A 19,792-nucleotide genomic window follows, 5' to 3' on the forward strand; every position below is an offset into this window, starting at 1 on the left:
AGGCTATTTTTACGATGAAAAAATATTACCGAACAGGAGGCGTAAAAAAAGCGCCTTTAAACGGGCGCTTTTTTTCAGGTCATCGGCGATTAACCAATAAATTCCAGTCCGCCCATATACGGACGCAACACTTCTGGAACTTCAATACGGCCATCAGCCTGCTGGTAGTTTTCCAGAACAGCAACCAGTGTACGACCGACTGCCAGACCAGAACCGTTCAACGTATGAACCAGTCGAGTCTTCTTGTCGGACTTGCTACGGCAGCGAGCCTGCATACGGCGCGCCTGGAAATCCCACATGTTTGAGCAAGAGGAGATTTCGCGGTACGTATCCTGCGCCGGCAGCCAGACTTCCAGATCGTAAGTTTTGGTGGAACCAAAGCCCATATCACCCGTACACAGCAAGACCTTACGATACGGTAATTTCAGCAATTGCAGCACGGTTTCAGCGTGAGTCGTCAATTCTTCCAGCGCCTGCATGGAATCTTCAGGGCGGACGATTTGTACCAGTTCAACCTTGTCAAACTGGTGCATACGAATCAACCCACGCGTATCACGACCATACGAGCCCGCTTCTGAACGGAAGCACGGCGTGTGTGCAGTCATTTTCAACGGTAAAGATTCTTCATCAAGAATCTCGTCACGCACCAGGTTGGTCAGCGGGACTTCAGCCGTCGGAATCAGCGCATAGCTGCTACTTTCCGCTTCTTCGCTCAGCGGAGTGGTATGGAACAGGTCTTCACCAAACTTAGGCAACTGTCCCGTACCGTACAACGTAGCATGGTTGACCAAATAAGGAACATACGCTTCCTGATAGCCATGCTGCTGTGTATGCAAATCCAGCATGAACTGGGCAAGCGCACGGTGCAGACGGGCAATCTGTCCTTTCATCACGACAAAACGCGCACCGGTTAATTTCACCGCAGCGGCAAAATCCAGCCCGGCAGCCATCTCTCCGAGTTCAACATGATCGCGTACGGGGAAATCGTACTTACGTGGTTCACCCCAGCGAGCCACTTCCTGGTTCTGCGTGTCGTCCTTTCCTAGCGGCACAGAGTCGTCCGGCAGGTTCGGGATCGTTAACGCCAGATCGCGAATTTCATTCTGCAACTGATCCAGCTCGGCTTTCGCGGCATCCAGTTTTTCGCCTAATGTGTTAACTTCACGACGCAAAGGCTCGATATCTTCACCGCGTGCTTTCGCTGCACCAATCTCTTTCGATCGGGAGTTACGCTCTGCCTGCAGGTTTTCAGTTTCTACCTGCAATACTTTACGACGTTCTTCCTGCTTACGCAGGGTCTCAACATCAAGCTTAAAGCCTCTGCGAGCCAGTAACTTTTCGGCGACTGCGTCTAGCTCATTGCGCAGTAAATTGGGATCGAGCATGCTAATCCTGTGCTTATGATTATCAAATGAAATGGTGTCGTACACGGCGCGCTACGCGGCCGGTTTCAGAAAATACCGCAATAACCTTACCGCAACGCTTAGTTCAACGGTAGCGTTTTGTCGGGCTATTTTGATCCTGAGTGGCAAGCCAGGCGAGCTTTTCACCAATTTTGCCCTCAAGGCCGCGTGAGGTCGGCACGTAATAGTGCGTATCGGCCATTTCCGGCGGAAAATAGCTCTCGCCAGCGGCATAGGCATTAGGTTCATTGTGTGCGTACCGATACTCTGCGCCGAGCCCCATTTCCTTCATCAATCGGGTAGGCGCATTGCGCAAATGCTCGGGAACATCATAGTCTGGCTTCTCGCGCGCATCCTGCATTGCGGCTTTAAATGCGCTATACACGGCGTTACTTTTAGGGGCACAGGCCAGATAAACAATCGCCTGAGCAATGGCGCGCTCCCCTTCTGCAGGGCCGACACGAGTGAAGCAATCCCAGGCGGAGATAGCCACCTGCATCGCACGCGGGTCGGCGTTGCCAACATCCTCCGATGCAATCGCCAACAGCCGTCGGGCAACATACAGCGGGTCGCCGCCGGCGGTAATGATTCTGGCGTACCAATAAAGCGCCGCGTCCGGCGAGGAACCTCTTACCGATTTATGCAACGCCGAAATCAGGTCGTAATAGCGGTCGCCTTTGTTATCAAAGCGGGCACTACGCTCACCAGCGATTTCGTTGAGGAGTGCTGGCGTCAGAACACGCATGCCCTGCCCGTCGATTTCCGCCATGTCGGCCATCATTTCCAGACTATTCAGCGCACGTCTGGCATCGCCGTTGACCAATTCGGCCAGCATCCGCGCGGTTTCGGCAGGCAGAACAATATTCTGTCTGCCATATCCTCGCTCGCTGTCGCTCATTGCCTGCTGCAAGACCTGCTCGATATCTTCTGCCGTCAGCGCTTTTAGCAAATAGACGCGGGCGCGAGATAACAACGCGGAATTGAGTTCGAAAGAGGGGTTTTCGGTTGTTGCACCAATGAAGGTGATCGTTCCATCTTCGATATGTGGCAGAAACGCATCCTGCTGACTTTTGTTGAAACGATGGACTTCATCGACAAACAAAATAGTGCGGCGTCCCGCATTACGATTTTGTCGGGCACGCTCAATCGCTTCACGAATTTCTTTGATGCCGGACGTCACGGCAGAAATACGCTCAACATCAGCCTGCCCGTAATGCCCAATCAGTTCTGCCAGCGTGGTTTTTCCCGTTCCTGGCGGCCCCCAGAGAATCATTGAGTGCAGTTGCCCTGCCTCAATGGCTCGTGGCAGAGGCTTACCGGCCCCTAACAGGTGCTGTTGGCCGATATACTGTGCCAACGTTGCAGGCCGCATACGCGCGGCCAGCGGTTGGAATTCATTATGGGAAAAATCAAGGGACAGGTTGCTCACTCTGGCCTCACTGACGCTGGTCATCCAGCGTGACGCCTTTCGGCGGTGTGAACGTGAATTGCGCGGCATCAACAGCGCCGTTTTGCTGGTTTTTCAGCACATAAGTGCTCCGCTGCCCGTCTTGTTCCGTCGCGGTAAACTGTTTGATTGTGCCGCTTGTCGTCACATTAATCGCAAACTGTTTCAGATTGCCGCTCGCTGACTTCGGCGTAAGCTCAAAATCATCGCCTTTCTGGCGCACATCGTATTTATTCCAGTCGCTGGCATCGTTACGCGTAATCAGAATGAACGGCGTATTCCCTGTCGCATCTTTCAGCCAGGTTGCCGTGACTTGCTCAACAAACGGATTATAGAACCAAAGCGTTTTACCGTCAGAAATCAACGTACTTTCGTCAGGTGAGGTGGTTTTCCAGTTAAATAAGTTCGGGCGTTTCAACCACAGTTCGCCTTCCCCTTCCTGTACCGCTGCGCCGTCAGCACTGGTGACTTTCTGGCTAAAATTGGCGTGGAAACTGTTTACTTTATTGAGGCGACCCTGCAAATCTTTTGCCGCGTCCGCATAGACAGCGGTTGAGGTAACACCTGCAATCAGGCAACTGATAGCTAACCACTTTTTCATACGCATAATCCTTTGAATTTCTTAATATAACGAACCTTCATCTATCGAGGTCAGACGCGTTGTATAGCGCCTATGTTCTTTACAGATCGGTATTATTCGTCGAGCTGTATTATCTATAGATCTATGTTATCTGAACCCACTCGGACGGTGATAGGTGAATTATCTGCTTATTGTCGCTTTTACGCTTCTTTGCATAAGGGCTGCTCGCGCAGCCCTTATCGTGGAGTGACGTCAATCAGTACGGCGTGCTTATTCCATTGATGGCGGAGCCAATACTTCGCGGTTCCCGTTGTGCCCTGGAGAGCTGACGATACCCTGCGCCTCCATTTGCTCAACAATTCGCGCGGCACGGTTATAGCCGATTCGGAACTGACGCTGTACGCCCGAGATTGACGCACGACGTTTATCGACCACAAACTCTACCGCCTGATCGAACAGCGGATCGAGTTCTTCATCGCCATCAAGACCGAGGCTTCCGCCTTCAGCATCGTCGCCACCGCTGACAATATTATCGATATATTGAGGGCGACCGCGCGCTTTCCAGTCCTGAACGACGGCGTGAACTTCCTCATCACGCACAAAAGCGCCATGAACACGGACAGGTATCGAGGAGTTAGGTGCCATATACAGCATATCCCCCATCCCCAATAGCGACTCTGCGCCCCCTTGATCGAGGATTGTGCGTGAGTCGATCTTGCTGGAAACGGTAAACGCGATACGCGTCGGAATGTTCGCTTTGATCAATCCGGTGATGACATCAACCGAAGGACGCTGCGTCGCCAGCACCAAGTGAATCCCCGCAGCACGCGCTTTTTGCGCCAGTCGGGCAATCAGTTCTTCAACTTTCTTACCCACCGCCATCATCAGGTCAGCAAATTCATCGACCATAACAACAATATACGGCAGTTTTTCCAGCACTGGCGGCGTCATATCCATGCTGTCACCCGGCTTCCAGAACGGATCGGGAATCGGACGCCCCATCGCATTTGCCGTCATCACCCGTTCGTTGTATCCCGCCAGATTACGCACGCCAAGCGCCGACATCAGCTTGTAACGACGTTCCATTTCACCGACACACCAGCGCAGCGCATTGGCCGCATCCTTCATGTCAGTGACAACTTCCGTCAACAAATGCGGAATGCCTTCGTACACCGAGAGCTCCAACATTTTCGGGTCGATCATGATAAAGCGTACGTCTTCCGGCGTGGCTTTATACAACATACTGATGATCATGGCGTTGACGCCGACCGATTTACCCGACCCCGTCGTACCAGCAACCAGCAGGTGTGGCATTTTCGCTAAATCGGCAACGACAGGTTCGCCCGCAATATCTTTACCCAACACAATCGACAGCGGCGATGGATTATCACGGAACTGATCGCAATCCAGCACTTCTCGCAGGTAAACCGTCTGGCGATGCGCATTAGGCAACTCTAGCCCGACGTACGGTCGGCCGGGAATAACCTCAACAATACGCACCGCGACAACTGACAGTGAACGTGCCAAATCGCGCGACAGATTCGAGATACGTGCCGCTTTAACACCCGGTGCCAGATCCAATTCAAACCGTGTGATCACCGGCCCTGGAGAGTGATCGACTACATCGGCTTTTACCCGGAAATCAGCCAGACGCGCTTCAATCAAGCGCGCCGTCTGTTCCAGTGCAAAATTATCAACAGGTGCTTCGCTAGCCGGCGGTGGAGTCAACAAATCCAACGTTGGCAGCGGCGTAGTCGGCTTCTGCAGCGGTTGTTCATTACGCATCAGGAACGGGTGAATCAAGCCATCCATTGCTGGATGATGCGTTGGTGTTGCCACCGTTTCCTGTTTCGCGGCCTCAACAGGCGCTGACGTTGGTTGCGCTGGCTGACTAAACGTCAGCGGGTTGTGCTCATCCTCGTCGTCCTCATCTTCACCAGCATGCATCGGCGGAAGCTCGGGTTCAGAGCGGTAGGACGGTTGCGAATAGGTGGATTCACTGAACGTAGTCGGTTCAGGCTCGCGCTCACTCTCCGCGCTAAACGGCGAGAATGAAAAAGCATTATGCGATGTGACAGGGTTTGGCTGAACAGGCGCACTGACCGCAGGCGGTGCTATTGGAGCAGGAATTTCCTCATCGCGCTGCAATGCGCTGGCATCATAACGTGACTGCTGCTGTGCCGCGAAATCTCTGGCTAGCTGCGCTTGCAGAAGCGCGTCTTCATCGTCTTCCTGTAACGGGTATTCCTCTCCGTAACGCTGGCGTTGCTGATCCAGATACGCTTGCTGCAATGCGGCTTCCTGCTGGGCGATATCATCCGGTGTCTCTTCCCGATACACGTCATTCGCCACTTCCGCTTCTTCGCTACCGTTCTGCGCCTGCAGCCTTGCTTGCTCTTCAGCCAGCCGCTGCGACGGCAGTTTGATTCCGTATGACGCCAGCTCGCGGCGAGTAGGGATACGTACAGGATTAGGACGCGGCAGCTCAGGCCCTACGCCGCGTTTAATCTGCGGGTTATCATCCCCATCGGCACTGAACGCCGGCATAAAGGTGTTATTCGCGTCGAAATCCGTATCGCGTGTCGGTTGTGGCGGCTCAGCAAACGGTTGAGCCACAGGTGCCGTAACAATCGGTGGGACGGCACTCTCTCCGTAACTATTTCCGTAAGGTGCATACGCACTGCTATGGCGTTCAAGCGAGCTTGCGATCTCTGGCATTGCCGCTGGCGTTTCAGGGATTTCAAACGAATACAGCGGCGGATTTAGCGACGGCGTCGAATCAATCGCAGACGGAGTAACAGGCGGCACAATGCCAGCCGATGAAGCAGAGAATGCTGATCCTGGTAATGCTGAATCAGACGCTGCCACATCGGACAATGTTGACCCTGCCACCGGCGTTTCAGCGGAGAGAGCTGGCTGTGTCGCTGTCGGTGCGTTCTCAGCTACCGGGGATGACACTTCTATCTTATTGTCTACCGCCGTGTCGTTTACCGCATCAGCCACGGAAGGCGCAGAAAACAGAACATCATCGTCATCACGCTGTTGTGTGACTGCCTCACCCAACGTCTCATCGTGACGCAGATTAAGCGCATCGCGCTCATCCTCTTCACGATCGTGTTCTTCGCGATAGTCCTCGTCGCGGCGTGAACGGTTTGACATAAACGTCAGGCAACCCAAGACACCTGCGCCAATTTTTTCAGCGATCGTTAACCATGACCAGCCGGTAAACAGCGTTAACCCTGCCCCCCACACGCATAGCAGAATCAGCGTTGCGCCCATGCTGTTGAAACGTGGGATCATTGAGCTGCTCAACAGGCTTCCCAACACACCACCGGAAGCAAAATAGTAGAGATCGTCAATATTCAACGCAGCCAAACCGCAAGAGGTCAGGATCAGCGCCAATGTCCCAATCAGGCGAAGTGAAAAGGTAAAGTAGTCAATAGTCTGGTTGTTATCACGCTGGCGGAAAGCGACCCAGCACAGGGATAACATAATCGGTGGAATAGCGTAGGCCAGAACACCAAAAATGAAGAACAGCGTATCCGCCAGCCATGCACCTGCTACACCACCGAGGTTGTGAATAGGTTCATGCCATGCAGTCTGTGACCAACTGGGGTCGGAGGGGCTGAAACTGAGTAGTGCGACACTAAGATAAACCGCAAAAAGTGCCACAACGATTAAAATCGCTTCAAGCAAACGACGTGTTCCACTGAGCTTTTTCAGGGTAACGTCTTTATCTTCTGTATATTCCTGGCTCAAGAGTCTCTCCAGGGGCCTGTAAGGTTTATGACAAAGCGCCGAGAAAACCCGGCGCTGGAACTGTATAAATTCACAGGAGTGTAGCTGAATTTATCGGGTTTTGCACCCACACATTTATCGCGTCTTAATGACCAGACGGTTGCTTTGCTTCACTTCTTCCATCACCACGTAGGTACGGGTGTCGTTTACGCCTGGCAAACGCAGCAGCGTTTCACCCAGGAGCTTACGGTAAGCGGACATGTCTGGCACTCGCGTTTTCAACAGGTAGTCAAAATCACCGGAAACCAGATGACACTCCTGAATTTCTTCCAGCTTCTGCACCGCAGCATTGAACTGTTCAAATACATCAGGCGCGCCGCGGTTTAGCGTTATTTCAACAAAAACCAGCAGTGACGCATCCAGATAATGCGGGTTTAGCAGCGCTGTGTAGCCGTTAATGAAGCCCTGTCTTTCCAGACGACGTACACGTTCCAGACAAGGTGTTGGCGACAGGCCAACACGTTTGGAAAGCTCGACATTGGAAATACGTCCATCTTTTTGCAATTCGTTCAGGATGTTACGATCAATACGATCGAGATCTTTGCCTGGCCGTTTTTTAGTGTCTACCATTATTATTGTCTCTCTTCACTTTTCCCTGCACCCGCTTTACCCCGATAGACCTCATGTATCAGAGCTACCCCTAAAGAAGACACGCTGCCTATTTTGTATATCAACAGTCATTAACTTCTCGTTCTCGCCCCACGTATTGCTCACCCGCGAAAAGACCATCACGTCATATCCGTGGCCCAAAGGCCTACTACCTGCGCAAAAACGAATAAAAAGCCGAGCTTTTAACTGTTCACATACAAAAAATTTCCTCTTACCCAGATGTTTTCGCAAATGCACAGCCGATTGTCAAAGCAAAACAACGAAAATCAGAAGAAACTGCCAGATTGGATAAGCCAGAGCCATTCTCCGAGGTGACTTCAATCATTTTACTTATGAATGTGGCTGATTTTTCAGCGATTTGTCATCCTCATCGTCATTAACGATTAAACAAATAGCCAGCAACTTTTCTGCATACTTTTTTTACTCTTGTAATTTCCTTACAATCGTTCGCATTGTCCGTGGTAGAGACTGTTCGTAGTAAGGAAGCGGGTTTGTTGTAGAAACCGTTATATGAGCATTATCCGCCGTCATGAAATGAGGAAAGCATGGGTACTGTTAAACATCACAAGTTATTGATTCTGGGTTCAGGCCCCGCTGGCTACACTGCCGCTGTTTATGCTGCACGGGCGAATTTACAGCCAGTATTAATCACGGGTATGGAAAAAGGCGGTCAGTTGACGACCACGACCGAAGTAGAAAATTGGCCGGGTGATGCCGATGATTTAACTGGCCCGCTGTTAATGGAGCGTATGCATACACACGCGACCAAATTCAATACCGAAGTGATCTTCGATCATATTGAACGTGTTGATTTACAGAACCGTCCCTTCCGTTTATTCGGCGATAGCGCCGAGTACACCTGTGACGCGCTGATCATTGCCACGGGGGCATCGGCTCGTTATCTCGGTCTGCCGTCTGAAGACGCGTTTAAAGGCAAAGGGGTTTCTGCCTGCGCAACCTGTGACGGGTTCTTCTACCGTAACCAGAAAGTCGCTGTAGTTGGCGGCGGGAATACCGCAGTAGAAGAAGCTTTGTATTTGTCTAATATCGCGGCGGAAGTGCATTTGATCCACCGTCGCGAGACGTTCCGTTCAGAGAAAATTCTGATCGACCGCCTGATGGACAAAGTTAAAAACGGCAACATCATCCTGCATACCAACCGTACGCTGGACGAAGTGCTGGGCGATGACATGGGTGTAACCGGTGTCCGTATCCGCGATACGCAGAGCGACGCGGCCGAAGAACTGGAATTGGCTGGCGTGTTTATCGCTATCGGCCACAGTCCAAACACGGCCGTATTTGGCGGTCAGTTGGAACTGGAAAACGGTTATATCAAAGTGCAGTCCGGTATTCACGGCAACGCGACACAGACCAGCATTCCTGGCGTCTTTGCCGCAGGCGACGTCATGGATCACATCTACCGTCAGGCCATTACCTCCGCAGGTACCGGCTGTATGGCGGCACTGGATGCTGAACGTTATCTTGACGGGCTGACCGTCAACAAGTAATTCGCTGCTGATAACGGAGCGGCAACAGCCGTTCCGTTTTCTTTATCTCTGGTTTGCCTTCCGCAACACAAAATTGATCGCCTCACCCATTTCCCCTCTCCTTTTCGTTTGCAGCGCGTCCCTGTCGCGGTAACATGGCGTCATTCTGCGTGATAGAAGATAATTTTGTTAACTAACAGTTGCATGAGAGTTATTTTCTGTTAAGTCCATTTCTGCAATATAACGAACTGGTGCCTGATGAAAAAAACCAGACAGCAAGAACTGACCGCCTGGCTGAAACAACAGAGTAAGCTGGCGCAACGTTGGCTACGAATTTCACTACTGCTTGGGTTCCTGAGCGGTGCGTTAATCGTGGCGCAAGCCTGGCTGTTAGCTACGCTGCTTCATGCCTTGATCATTGAGCATGCGACTCGCGAATCTTTGCTCTCCCCTTTCCTGCTGCTGATTGCCACATTTATTCTGCGCGCGCTCAACAGTGTGTTACGCGAGCGTGTTGGTTTTCTTTGCGGACAAGCCGTTCGACAGCAAATTCGTAAGCTGGTCCTGGATCGATTGCAACAGCTCGGCCCTGCCTGGGTACAGGGCAAACCCGCCGGCAGTTGGGCAACGATGATCCTTGAGCAGGTTGATGATATGCAGGATTATTACGCCCGCTACCTGCCGCAGATGTATCTTGCCGCGCTGATTCCACTGCTTATCTTAATCACGATTTTCCCGCTCAACTGGGCTGCTGGCCTGATTCTGTTTCTAACCGCCCCGCTTATCCCGCTTTTTATGGCGCTGGTGGGCATGGGCGCGGCGGATGCCAACCGACGCAACTTTCTGGCGCTGGCACGCCTGAGTGGACACTTCCTCGATCGCCTGCGCGGGATGGAAACGCTACGTCTGTTCCATCGTGGTAAGGCTGAAACCGAACAAATCCGCCATGCTTCCGAAGATTTCCGTAGTCGTACGATGGAAGTGCTACGCATGGCGTTTCTCTCCTCGGGCGTACTGGAGTTTTTCGCTTCCATTTCGATTGCCGTTGTCGCCGTTTATTTCGGTTTCTCTTATCTCGGGGAGCTGGATTTTGGTCATTACGGCATGGGAGTGACACTCTTCGCCGGCTTCCTCGTATTGATTCTGGCACCGGAATTCTTTCAGCCTTTACGCGATTTGGGCACCTTCTATCATGCCAAGGCTCAGGCTATCGGGGCAGCGGAATCACTGGTGACTTTTTTGTCAGAGGAAGGCGAAACCGTCGGCTTTGGCACACACGAATTCAGCAGCAATACCGCCATTGCTATCCGAGCGGAAGATCTGGTTGTCCTCGCGCCGAATGGCACGCCGCTGACCCAACCGTTGACGTTCGATATTCGCGCAGGTGAACGTATCGCGCTGGTCGGCCTCAGCGGAGCCGGGAAAAGCTCACTGCTTAATGTATTGCTGGGATTCCTGCCCTATCGCGGTTCACTCACCGTCAACGGTCAGGCATTGAACACGCTGACGCCTGAATCATGGCGTAAGCAGTTAAGCTGGGTCGGACAAAATCCCCACTTGCCGGAACAGACGCTGCGCAGCAATATTCTGCTGGGTAATCCGCAGGCCAGTCCTTTGGAATTGCAATATGCGATTGAACACGCGTATGTACAGGAATTTTTACCGCAGCTCCCGCAGGGGTTGGAAACAACGATCGGTGACGGTGCGGCACGCCTCTCCGTCGGACAGGCACAGCGCGTCGCCGTTGCCCGTGCGCTCATTCACCCTTGCAACTTACTGCTGTTGGATGAACCGTCAGCCAGCCTGGATGCCCATAGCGAGGAGCTGGTTATGACGGCGCTGAACGGCGCAGCACGCTCCCAGACCACGCTGCTGGTCACGCATCAGCTCACCGAGATCGCCGAGTATGACACGATCTGGGTCATGGACGGCGGTCGGTTAGTTCAACAGGGTGACTATCAAACACTCCGAGCCGAAGCAGGTCCCTTCGCGACGCTGCTGGCACAACGACAGGAGGCGCTGTAATGGCTCAGATGAAAACGATGCAGGTATTAAAACCGTTTCTCGCGCTTTATCGCCAGCACTTCTGGTATTTGAGTCTGGGCGTAGTATTGGCCATTGCAACGCTGCTGGCCAGCATTGGTCTACTCGCGCTATCCGGCTGGTTTCTGGCGGGTGCCGCACTGGCAGGGATCGTCGGGTTGCTCACCTTTAACTATATGCTGCCCGCCGCTGGCGTGCGGGGCGCAGCGATTGCACGTACGGCCGGACGCTACGGGGAAAGAGTCGTCAGCCACGATGCCACCTTCCGCGTTTTGCTGCGCCTGCGTGTTTTCACCTTTTCTCGCATCCTGCCGCTCTCGCCGGGGGGACTGGCGCAGTTTCGTCAGGCTGAACTGCTAAACCGGCTCGTAGCGGATGTAGATACGCTCGACCACCTCTATCTCCGCGTGATTTCACCCATCGTCAGCGCTTTTGCCGTCATTCTTATCGTTTGCTATGGCCTGAGTTTCATTGATGCCTCACTGGCTCTGACACTGGGTGCCATCATGCTGGTACTACTGCTGTGCCTGCCAATTGTCTTTTATCGGGCGGGAAACGGCATCGGACAGGATTTGACCGCGCTGCGTGCACAATACCGCCTTCAGTTAACGACCTGGCTGCAAGGCCAGGCGGAACTCACCGTCTTCGGCGCACTCAGTCGCGTCCGCCAACAGCTGGCTCTGGTGGAAATTAACTGGCTGCGCCGACAACGTCAGCAGGCCAACCTTACCGGTCTGTCTCAGGCGGTGATGATTTTATGCAGCGGTCTGACCGTTACCCTGATTCTGTGGCTGGCAGCGGATGGGGTTGGCGGTAATCCACAGCCCGGTGCGTTGATTGCGCTATTCGTGTTCGCCTCACTTGCTGCTTTTGAAGCACTGGCTCCCGTCACGGTGGCCTTTCAGCATATGGGGCAAGTGATTGCCTCCGCCGCTCGGGTCGATCAAATCATTCGCCAGCCCGTTGACGTCACGTTCCCTGATCATGGGCCAGAAACCTCACGCGAGGCGTCACTTAATGTCTCACATGTCGGTTTCACGTATCCCGGCCAACCACAGCCCGTGTTGCAGAATATTACGCTTTCCATTCAACCGGGCGAGCATCTGGCACTGCTGGGGCGTACAGGATGCGGGAAATCGACGCTATTGCAATTGCTGACCCGGGCGTGGAATTGTGAATACGGAGAAATTACGCTGAATGGACATCCCCTTGCCGATTGGCGGGAAGACGATCTCCGCGCCATGATGAGCGTGGTGCCACAGCGCGTGCATATTTTCAGCGCAACACTACGTGATAACCTGCTGCTGGCCGCACCAGCCGCGCGGGATGAAAAACTGGCTGAGGTCTTACAGCAGGTTGGGTTAGAAAAACTGCTGGAAAACGAAGGGCTGAATGCCTGGCTGGGAGAAGGCGGTCGACAGCTGTCTGGTGGCGAGCAGCGCCGTATCGCGTTGGCGCGTGCCTTATTGCACGACGCACCGCTCGTTTTATTGGATGAACCGACTGAGGGGTTGGATGCAGAAACCGAAAAGCGTATTCTGCAACTGCTCCGCCAGCACTGTGCCGATAAGACGCTGATCGTCATCACTCACCGGCTATACGGCTTAGAATCGATGGATCGCATCTGTATTCTGGATGATGGCAAAGTGATCGAACAGGGGAGCCATCAGGACTTAATGGCACAACAAGGTCGTTATTGGCAGTTCCGCCAACACGTTTAGGGAAAACTCGGTTGAAACATAACGTTTGAAAAACATGCGTCTATACCAACTTTCGCTTCAATCGCTTCAGTTCCCTGATCCGAATCATGCGCTAGATGACCCCAACGGCCTGCTGGCCGTTGGCGGCGACCTCTCCGTTGCCCGCCTAAAAGCGGCTTACCGACAGGGCATTTTCCCCTGGTTCTCTCCCGGTGAGCCGATCTTATGGTGGTCTCCAAATCCACGCGCGGTCTTGTTTCCTGGCGACTTGCATATCAGCCGCAGCATGAAAAAATTTCTGAAGCGCCATACGTTTCATGCCACGCTGAATCAGGCCTTTGATGATGTTATTCACGCCTGCGCCCATGAGCACCATGACGGCACCTGGATTACGCCGAACATTATCTCGGCTTATCGCCAGCTTCATCAGGCAGGAGAAGCACATTCTGTCGAAGTGTGGCAGAATGGCGCACTGGTTGGTGGGCTATATGGTATTGAGCAAGGACGGTTATTTTGTGGCGAGTCGATGTTCAGCCGCACGGATAATGCGTCAAAATACGCGCTGCTGGCATTTCAACAGCATTTTATTCGCCACGGTGGTGAACTGATCGATTGTCAGGTGTTAAACGCCCATACGGCTTCTCTGGGCGTGAGTGAAATACCCCGCGATCGCTTTCTGCAACAACTTTCGCAGTGGCAGGATCTCACCGTCGATGACGGCTGTTGGCTACCACAACTGCTCGCCGAACCCGCAATTTGACAGAGAAATCGGGCAAATAACGCCCCAAACGTGAACGCTTCTTTACATAATGTCGGTTTTTCGGCATTATCTTGCGGTTAAAAAATAAAGGTAGTTAGACCTAGAGGATTCGATGGCCAAAGAAGACAATATTGAAATGCAAGGCACCGTGCTTGATACGCTGCCCAACACCATGTTCCGCGTTGAATTGGAAAACGGGCACGTGGTTACCGCTCATATCTCCGGTAAAATGCGTAAAAACTATATCCGCATCCTGACGGGTGACAAAGTCACTGTAGAGTTAACCCCGTACGACCTGAGTAAAGGCCGCATTGTCTTCCGCAGCCGCTAACCGGTTCGCTCATCGCTAATCACAGCGATATATGAGGATGTGTCTCCCTCTCCAGCCCTTCCCTTCATGGCAAGGGCTTTTGTTTTTTTAAAAACAGTTTTGGGGAGCCAACCGTTTAAGGTCAACAGCTTGCTTGTCATGGATTCCCTGTATGAAGCCTGACTCTCATCTATTTTCTCCCCTTTCCTTTCAGGAGAATGCACCGCTCTATCGCCAGCTTTACGAACGCGTGCGTCGGGCTATCAACACAGACCTATTGTCACCGGGTGACCGTCTGCCTTCCGCACGAATGCTAGCGAAAGAGCTAGGCGTCGCACGCGGAACGATAGAACAGGCTTACTCGTTGCTGATTGCCGAAGGTTATCTGCAGGCTCGTGGGCAAGCAGGAACGCGGGTGAATCCCGATTTACCCTTAGCGCCAACTTCCGTTACCGATGCGACGGTATCGCCCTCAGCGCCAGACGATGAACAAAACATACTGTGGCGTCCATCGCAACTGTTGCCTTTTCAAATGGGCGTTCCCGCTTTTGACGCCTTTCCGCGCAAACTATGGGCTCGGCTGGGCGCACGTTATCTTCGCAGCATGCAGTTACCGGATTGGGATTACCCTGCACCTTATGGCTTACCAGCGCTCAGAAACGCCATCGCCTCTTACCTGCAAGTAGCGCGTGGCATTGACTGTACCGCCAGTCAGGTATTCATCACCTCAGGTTGGCGCGCCAATTTACAACTCACCACTCTGGCCTTGCTGAAATCCGAGCAACGCGTCTGGGTTGAAGATCCCGGCTATCCCCCTACTCGCCAGTTGCTATCACAGTCTGGGTTATGTCCGGTTCCTGTCACCGTCGATCGTGAAGGACTCAACGTGGAGCACGGTATCGCGCTGGCGAATGATGCCAGTATGGCCGTTGTCACGCCCGCACATCAAAGCCCCTTGTCGATGTCGCTGTCGCTTCCTCGGCGACAGGCATTATTGCAGTGGGCAACCGAGCAGAATGCCTGGATAGTAGAGGATGATTATGATGGGGAATATCGCTACGTCAGCCGCCCCCTTCCCGCGCTCGCCAGTCTGGATCGTCATGGGCGGGTTCTGTATGCGGGCACCTTCAGCAAGGTGTTATTTCCGGGGATTCGGTTGGCTTATTTGGTTGTACCACAGGCGCAGATTGCCACCTTTGAACATATCAGCCGAATTTTCTTCGCTTCCGCATCGCCAACCATGACGCAGTCTATCGTTGCCAGCTTCATTGCTGAAGGCCATTTTGCCAGGCACATTCAGCGCACACGACGCCTTTATGCAGAACGTCGCGCCGCCACCATCGCTGCGTTACAGGGTATTTTAGGCGATCGCATACATATCGACGCGCAGCCCGGCGGCATGCATTTAGTGTTACGCCTGCCGGATAGCATAAGCGATCGACGACTTGCCGACCGCTTGCTGGCTCAAGGGATTGCCGTTCAGCCGCTATCACGTTGGGCTGTATCAGGAAACGGTGACAACGCACTGCTCGCCAGTTTCACCAACTGCGCCACAATGTCAGAACCAGAGCAGCTGGCTACGTTGATTCTGGCCGAGCTTGAACAGCACGGCCGTTAATTAGCTCAGATTGGCTTTTTCCAGACCGTACAGCTTATCTGCGGAGCCGGGAACAACCTGAAACGCGACGCCCAAACGATTCCAGCCATTAATCGCGATAATCATGAAAGATAAGTCAGCCAGATCTTCTTCTGACAGCTGTTCGCGAACGCGCGTAAACACCTCGTCCGGTACGCCGTGCGGCGGAAGATGAGTCAATACTTCTGTCCACTCAAGTGCAGCACGCTCACGCAGGGAAAAAAGCGGTGATTCACGCCAGACAGCCACATGATGCAGGCGTAGTTCGCGCTCCCCATTAATCTTGGCTTCTTTAACGTGCATATCAACGCAAAATGCACAGCCGTTAAGCTGAGAGGCACGCAGCGTAACCAGATGGCCTATTTCAGCCAAAAATGGTTTCTTGTGCAGAATGTTATTGAACTCCAGATACTTCCTGGCAGCCTCGGGAGACTTACTGTAGTAATCAAGACGTTGGCTCATCGTTCACTCCAAAATGAGAAAGGGTTAAGGCGAAGAGAGACAGCCATATATCGAGTAACGCGTAACAGGGCTGGCAGCTCGGCAGCCATGATTGTGCAAAATCTTGGCCTATCCGAAAAGATCCAAGAATCGTGTTTTTAACTGGGCCATAATGCAAAATAGCGCACCAAGATCAGTCTGCGACCCAATAAAAAAGGGATGCCTCAGCATCCCTCTTAGATAACACACGATATTGATTAATTAACGCTTTCTGCTTTTCGTTTCTGTGCGCTCTGGAAGCCGTATGTCAGCTGTTGCGTCTCTTTATCCAGCTCCACCGTAACAGAGCCACCGTCCACCAGCGAACCAAACAGCAGCTCGTTGGCCAGCGGCTTCTTAAGGCTTTCCTGCATCAGGCGTGCCATTGGTCGGGCGCCCATTGCTTTGTCGTAGCCTTTTTCTGCCAGCCAGTCGCGCGCTTCATCGCTCACTTCCAGCGAGACGCCTTTCGCATCCAGCTGCGCCTGAAGCTCTACGATAAACTTATCGACAACCTGCTGAATGACGTCAGTCGACAGATGGTTGAACCAGATAATGCCATCCAGACGGTTGCGGAACTCCGGCGTAAAGACCTTTTTGATCTCTTCCATCGCATCAGTGCTATTGTCCTGATGGATGATACCAATGGATTTACGCTGTGTTTCCCGCACGCCTGCGTTGGTGGTCATGACAACAATGACATTGCGGAAATCCGCTTTACGGCCGTTGTTGTCCGTCAGCGTACCGTTATCCATCACCTGCAACAGCAGGTTAAAGACGTCAGGATGCGCTTTTTCGATCTCATCCAACAGCAGCACCGCATGAGGATGCTTAATCACGGCATCCGTTAACAGACCGCCCTGATCGTAGCCCACATAGCCCGGAGGCGCGCCAATCAAACGGCTAACCGTATGGCGTTCCATGTATTCGGACATATCAAAGCGCAGCAGTTCGATATCCAGCGCTTTGGCCAGCTGTAACGTCACTTCCGTCTTACCGACGCCGGTAGGACCAGCAAACAGGAAGGAACCAACCGGTTTACGCTCCTGACCCAGCCCTGCACGACTCATCTTGATAGATTCGGACAGCGCTTCGATTGCCTTGTCCTGCCCAAACACCAGCATTTTCAGGCGATCGCTGAGGTTCTTCAGCACATCACGATCGCTGGCGGAGACGGTTTTTTCTGGAATACGGGCGATGCGGGCGACAACCGATTCGATGTCACTCACATTGACCGTTTTCTTACGTTTGCTAACCGGCACCAGTCGGCTACGCGCGCCCGCTTCGTCGATCACATCAATCGCTTTATCCGGCAGGTGACGGTCATTAATGTATTTCACCGCCAGTTCTACCGCCGCACGAACCGCTTTCGACGTATAGCGAACATCATGGTGAGCCTCATACTTCGGCTTCAGGCCATTAATGATTTGTATGGTTTCTTCCACGCTAGGTTCAGTGATATCGATTTTCTGGAAACGACGCGCCAGCGCCCGATCCTTTTCAAAGATATTGCTGAACTCCTGATAGGTGGTCGAGCCGATAACGCGAATCTTGCCGCTGGAAAGCAGCGGTTTAATCAGATTAGCCGCATCAACCTGACCGCCGGACGCTGCACCCGCGCCGATAATCGTGTGGATTTCATCAATGAACAGAATGCTGTTTTTATCCTGTTCCAACTGTTTCAGCAGCGCCTTGAAGCGTTTTTCAAAGTCACCGCGGTATTTGGTGCCTGCCAACAGCGCGCCGATATCCAGCGAGTACAGCGTGCACTCCGCCATCACTTCCGGCACATCGCCCTGCACAATACGCCAGGCCAGCCCTTCAGCAATCGCGGTTTTACCGACGCCAGATTCGCCGACCAGCAGCGGGTTATTTTTACGGCGACGGCACAATACCTGAATCGTACGCTCCAGTTCCTTATCCCGGCCAATGAGCGGATCGATACCGCCAACGCGAGCCAGTTGATTCAGATTGGTGGTGAAGTTTTCCATACGATCTTCCCCTCCTGCCTGTTCTTCATTGACGGGACTTTCAGGGTTCGGCGCCTGATCGGATTCTTCTTTACGCGTGCCGTGGGAAATAAAGTTCACCACATCCAGACGGCTGACGTCATGCTTGCGCAGCAGGTAGGCGGCCTGAGATTCCTGTTCGCTAAAAATAGCGACCAATACGTTGGCACCGGACACTTCGCTGCGGCCAGAGGACTGCACGTGGAAAACGGCACGTTGGAGTACGCGCTGGAAGCTAAGCGTGGGCTGAGTTTCGCGCTCGTCGTCACTCTGCGGTAATGTTGGTGTGGTTTGCTCAATGAACGCTTCCAGTTCCTGACGCAGCGCGGCTAAATCTACCGTGCAAGCTTCCAATGCTTCACGGGCGGCTGGGTTACTGAGCAGAGCCAACAGCAGGTGCTCCACGGTCATAAACTCGTGTCGGTGCTCACGCGCTCTGGCGAAAGCCATGTTGAGACTGAGTTCCAGTTCTTGATTGAGCATAGGCACCTCTCCCAATAAATCGCCTGACTTCAGGCTTTTTCCAGCGTACAGAGCAGCGGGTGCTCATTTTCTCTGGCATAACGATTAACTTGTACGACCTTGGTCTCAGCCACTTCAGCGCTGAATACGCCACAAATCGCTTTACCCTGATAATGCACGGTTAACATAAGCTGTGTGGCACGTTCAATATCATAAGAAAAGAACTTTTGCAGAACGTCAATAACAAATTCCATCGGGGTGTAATCATCGTTATTCAACACCACGTTATACATGGAAGGCGGCTGCAATTTTTCTTTCTGTTTATCGGCGGTCAGGTTCTCAGATTGTGACCACGTACTGTTGTTTCCCATTCTCTATCCACATCATGTAACGAATATCGCGACTCACGACATTGGTCTGTTTATTCCTAATAGATCCGAGAAGCAGGAAGTAAGCGCCTGCGACTTGAAAGATGACGGGTATCTCTACATTTACAGTAGCACGTCTGCTTTTTATTTTACCACCTGAGGGATTAAATGGTTCCCGGAAAGCAAAATTCAAGGTCTGTAACCGATATCTTGATTACGCAACGCGATCGTGGGTTCATCAATAGCGTTATCTGCATCAAACTTTGACAAACTGCCCTCCTCACCACGCGGTGGATCGCTTGACGTCGGGATCGATTTCACTAAAGTGTACGGATGAATTGATGGGGTTTTAATCAATTCGTATTCGTAGTAACCAAATAACCACACCTTACTGAAAAGAATACTCTTGCGAAGGATGTCAATGCATGGAGACAGGTACTGTTAAATGGTTCAATAATGCCAAAGGGTTTGGTTTTATCTGTCCAGAAGGGGGCGGTGACGATATCTTCGCGCACTACTCAACCATTCAAATGGATGGCTACCGGACTCTGAAAGCCGGACAAGTTGTCAGGTTTGATGTTCATCAAGGGCCGAAAGGCAATCATGCCTGCCTGATCGTCCCGCAAGTCGCCGAGGCCGCATCCTGACCCCTGCTACACCCTACATGTCTACTCAGAACACGCTACGCTAAACCGTAAAA

At 52.6% G+C, this 19,792-nt stretch carries 15 protein-coding genes; 7 read left to right on the forward strand and 8 right to left on the reverse strand.

Going from position 1 to position 19,792, the window contains the following annotated elements:
• Positions 1-89 precede the first annotated feature (89 nt).
• From serS to lrp, 5 genes are all read right to left on the reverse strand, one after another.
• Positions 90-1,385 carry a serine--tRNA ligase gene (gene serS / locus Q3A88_RS01085; RefSeq protein ID WP_317177253.1) on the reverse strand — a complete coding sequence of 432 codons (1,296 nt, stop codon included), beginning with the start codon at positions 1,383-1,385 and terminating at the stop codon, positions 90-92.
• A 103-nt stretch (positions 1,386-1,488) separates the two neighbouring features.
• Positions 1,489-2,832 carry a replication-associated recombination protein A gene (locus tag Q3A88_RS01090; RefSeq protein ID WP_110163070.1) on the reverse strand — a complete coding sequence of 448 codons (1,344 nt, stop codon included), beginning with the start codon at positions 2,830-2,832 and terminating at the stop codon, positions 1,489-1,491.
• A 7-nt stretch (positions 2,833-2,839) separates the two neighbouring features.
• The gene (gene lolA, locus Q3A88_RS01095) at positions 2,840-3,451 is read right to left on the reverse strand and encodes an outer membrane lipoprotein chaperone LolA (protein WP_010277204.1); all 612 of its coding nucleotides are present in this window, start codon (positions 3,449-3,451) and stop codon (positions 2,840-2,842) included.
• 249 nt (positions 3,452-3,700) lie between these two features.
• A complete protein-coding gene (locus tag Q3A88_RS01100; RefSeq protein ID WP_317177254.1) occupies positions 3,701-7,189 on the reverse strand; it encodes a DNA translocase FtsK 4TM domain-containing protein in 3,489 nt (1,162 codons plus the stop codon).
• Between the two features lie 114 nt (positions 7,190-7,303).
• Positions 7,304-7,798, reverse strand: coding sequence for a leucine-responsive transcriptional regulator Lrp (lrp, locus tag Q3A88_RS01105; RefSeq protein WP_010277211.1), 495 nt, complete (start codon positions 7,796-7,798; stop codon positions 7,304-7,306).
• A 584-nt stretch (positions 7,799-8,382) separates the two neighbouring features.
• Here lrp and trxB point away from each other — a divergent pair.
• The 6 genes from trxB to Q3A88_RS01135 all read left to right on the forward strand — a co-directional run bounded on the left by trxB (position 8,383) and on the right by Q3A88_RS01135 (position 15,755).
• A complete protein-coding gene (gene trxB / locus Q3A88_RS01110; RefSeq protein ID WP_317177255.1) occupies positions 8,383-9,345 on the forward strand; it encodes a thioredoxin-disulfide reductase in 963 nt (320 codons plus the stop codon).
• 237 nt (positions 9,346-9,582) lie between these two features.
• On the forward strand, positions 9,583-11,349 hold the full coding sequence (cydD, locus tag Q3A88_RS01115; RefSeq protein WP_110163043.1) for a heme ABC transporter permease/ATP-binding protein CydD: 1,767 nt from the start codon (positions 9,583-9,585) through the stop codon (positions 11,347-11,349).
• A complete protein-coding gene (gene cydC, locus Q3A88_RS01120) occupies positions 11,349-13,088 on the forward strand; it encodes a heme ABC transporter ATP-binding protein/permease CydC (RefSeq protein WP_317177256.1) in 1,740 nt (579 codons plus the stop codon). The genes cydD and cydC overlap by 1 nt, the downstream gene beginning before the upstream one ends.
• A 34-nt stretch (positions 13,089-13,122) precedes the next feature.
• Positions 13,123-13,827 (forward strand): leucyl/phenylalanyl-tRNA--protein transferase, encoded by a 705-nt coding sequence (aat, locus tag Q3A88_RS01125; protein WP_110163045.1) that lies wholly within the window; start codon positions 13,123-13,125, stop codon positions 13,825-13,827.
• 112 nt (positions 13,828-13,939) lie between these two features.
• On the forward strand, positions 13,940-14,158 hold the full coding sequence (infA, locus tag Q3A88_RS01130; RefSeq protein ID WP_002211347.1) for a translation initiation factor IF-1: 219 nt from the start codon (positions 13,940-13,942) through the stop codon (positions 14,156-14,158).
• A 151-nt stretch (positions 14,159-14,309) separates the two neighbouring features.
• The gene (locus Q3A88_RS01135; protein WP_317177257.1) at positions 14,310-15,755 is read left to right on the forward strand and encodes a PLP-dependent aminotransferase family protein; all 1,446 of its coding nucleotides are present in this window, start codon (positions 14,310-14,312) and stop codon (positions 15,753-15,755) included.
• Here the strand turns inward: Q3A88_RS01135 and Q3A88_RS01140 are convergent, their stop codons facing one another.
• From Q3A88_RS01140 to clpS, 3 genes are all read right to left on the reverse strand, one after another.
• Positions 15,756-16,235, reverse strand: coding sequence for a carboxymuconolactone decarboxylase family protein (locus tag Q3A88_RS01140; RefSeq protein WP_110163047.1), 480 nt, complete (start codon positions 16,233-16,235; stop codon positions 15,756-15,758).
• A gap of 236 nt (positions 16,236-16,471) precedes the next feature.
• Positions 16,472-18,745, reverse strand: a complete 2,274-nt coding sequence (gene clpA / locus Q3A88_RS01145; RefSeq protein WP_110163048.1) for an ATP-dependent Clp protease ATP-binding subunit ClpA — start codon at positions 18,743-18,745, stop codon at positions 16,472-16,474.
• Between the two features lie 29 nt (positions 18,746-18,774).
• A complete protein-coding gene (gene clpS, locus Q3A88_RS01150; RefSeq protein ID WP_005967385.1) occupies positions 18,775-19,095 on the reverse strand; it encodes an ATP-dependent Clp protease adapter ClpS in 321 nt (106 codons plus the stop codon).
• Positions 19,096-19,517: 422 nt separating this feature from the next.
• Here clpS and cspD point away from each other — a divergent pair, with 422 nt between their 5' ends.
• Positions 19,518-19,739 (forward strand): cold shock-like protein CspD, encoded by a 222-nt coding sequence (cspD, locus tag Q3A88_RS01155; RefSeq protein WP_010277240.1) that lies wholly within the window; start codon positions 19,518-19,520, stop codon positions 19,737-19,739.
• Positions 19,740-19,792 lie beyond the last annotated feature (53 nt).

This window comes from Pectobacterium sp. HCp5_1, assembly GCF_032905925.1.
Classification (GTDB): Bacteria; Pseudomonadota; Gammaproteobacteria; order Enterobacterales; family Enterobacteriaceae; genus Pectobacterium; species Pectobacterium brasiliense_A.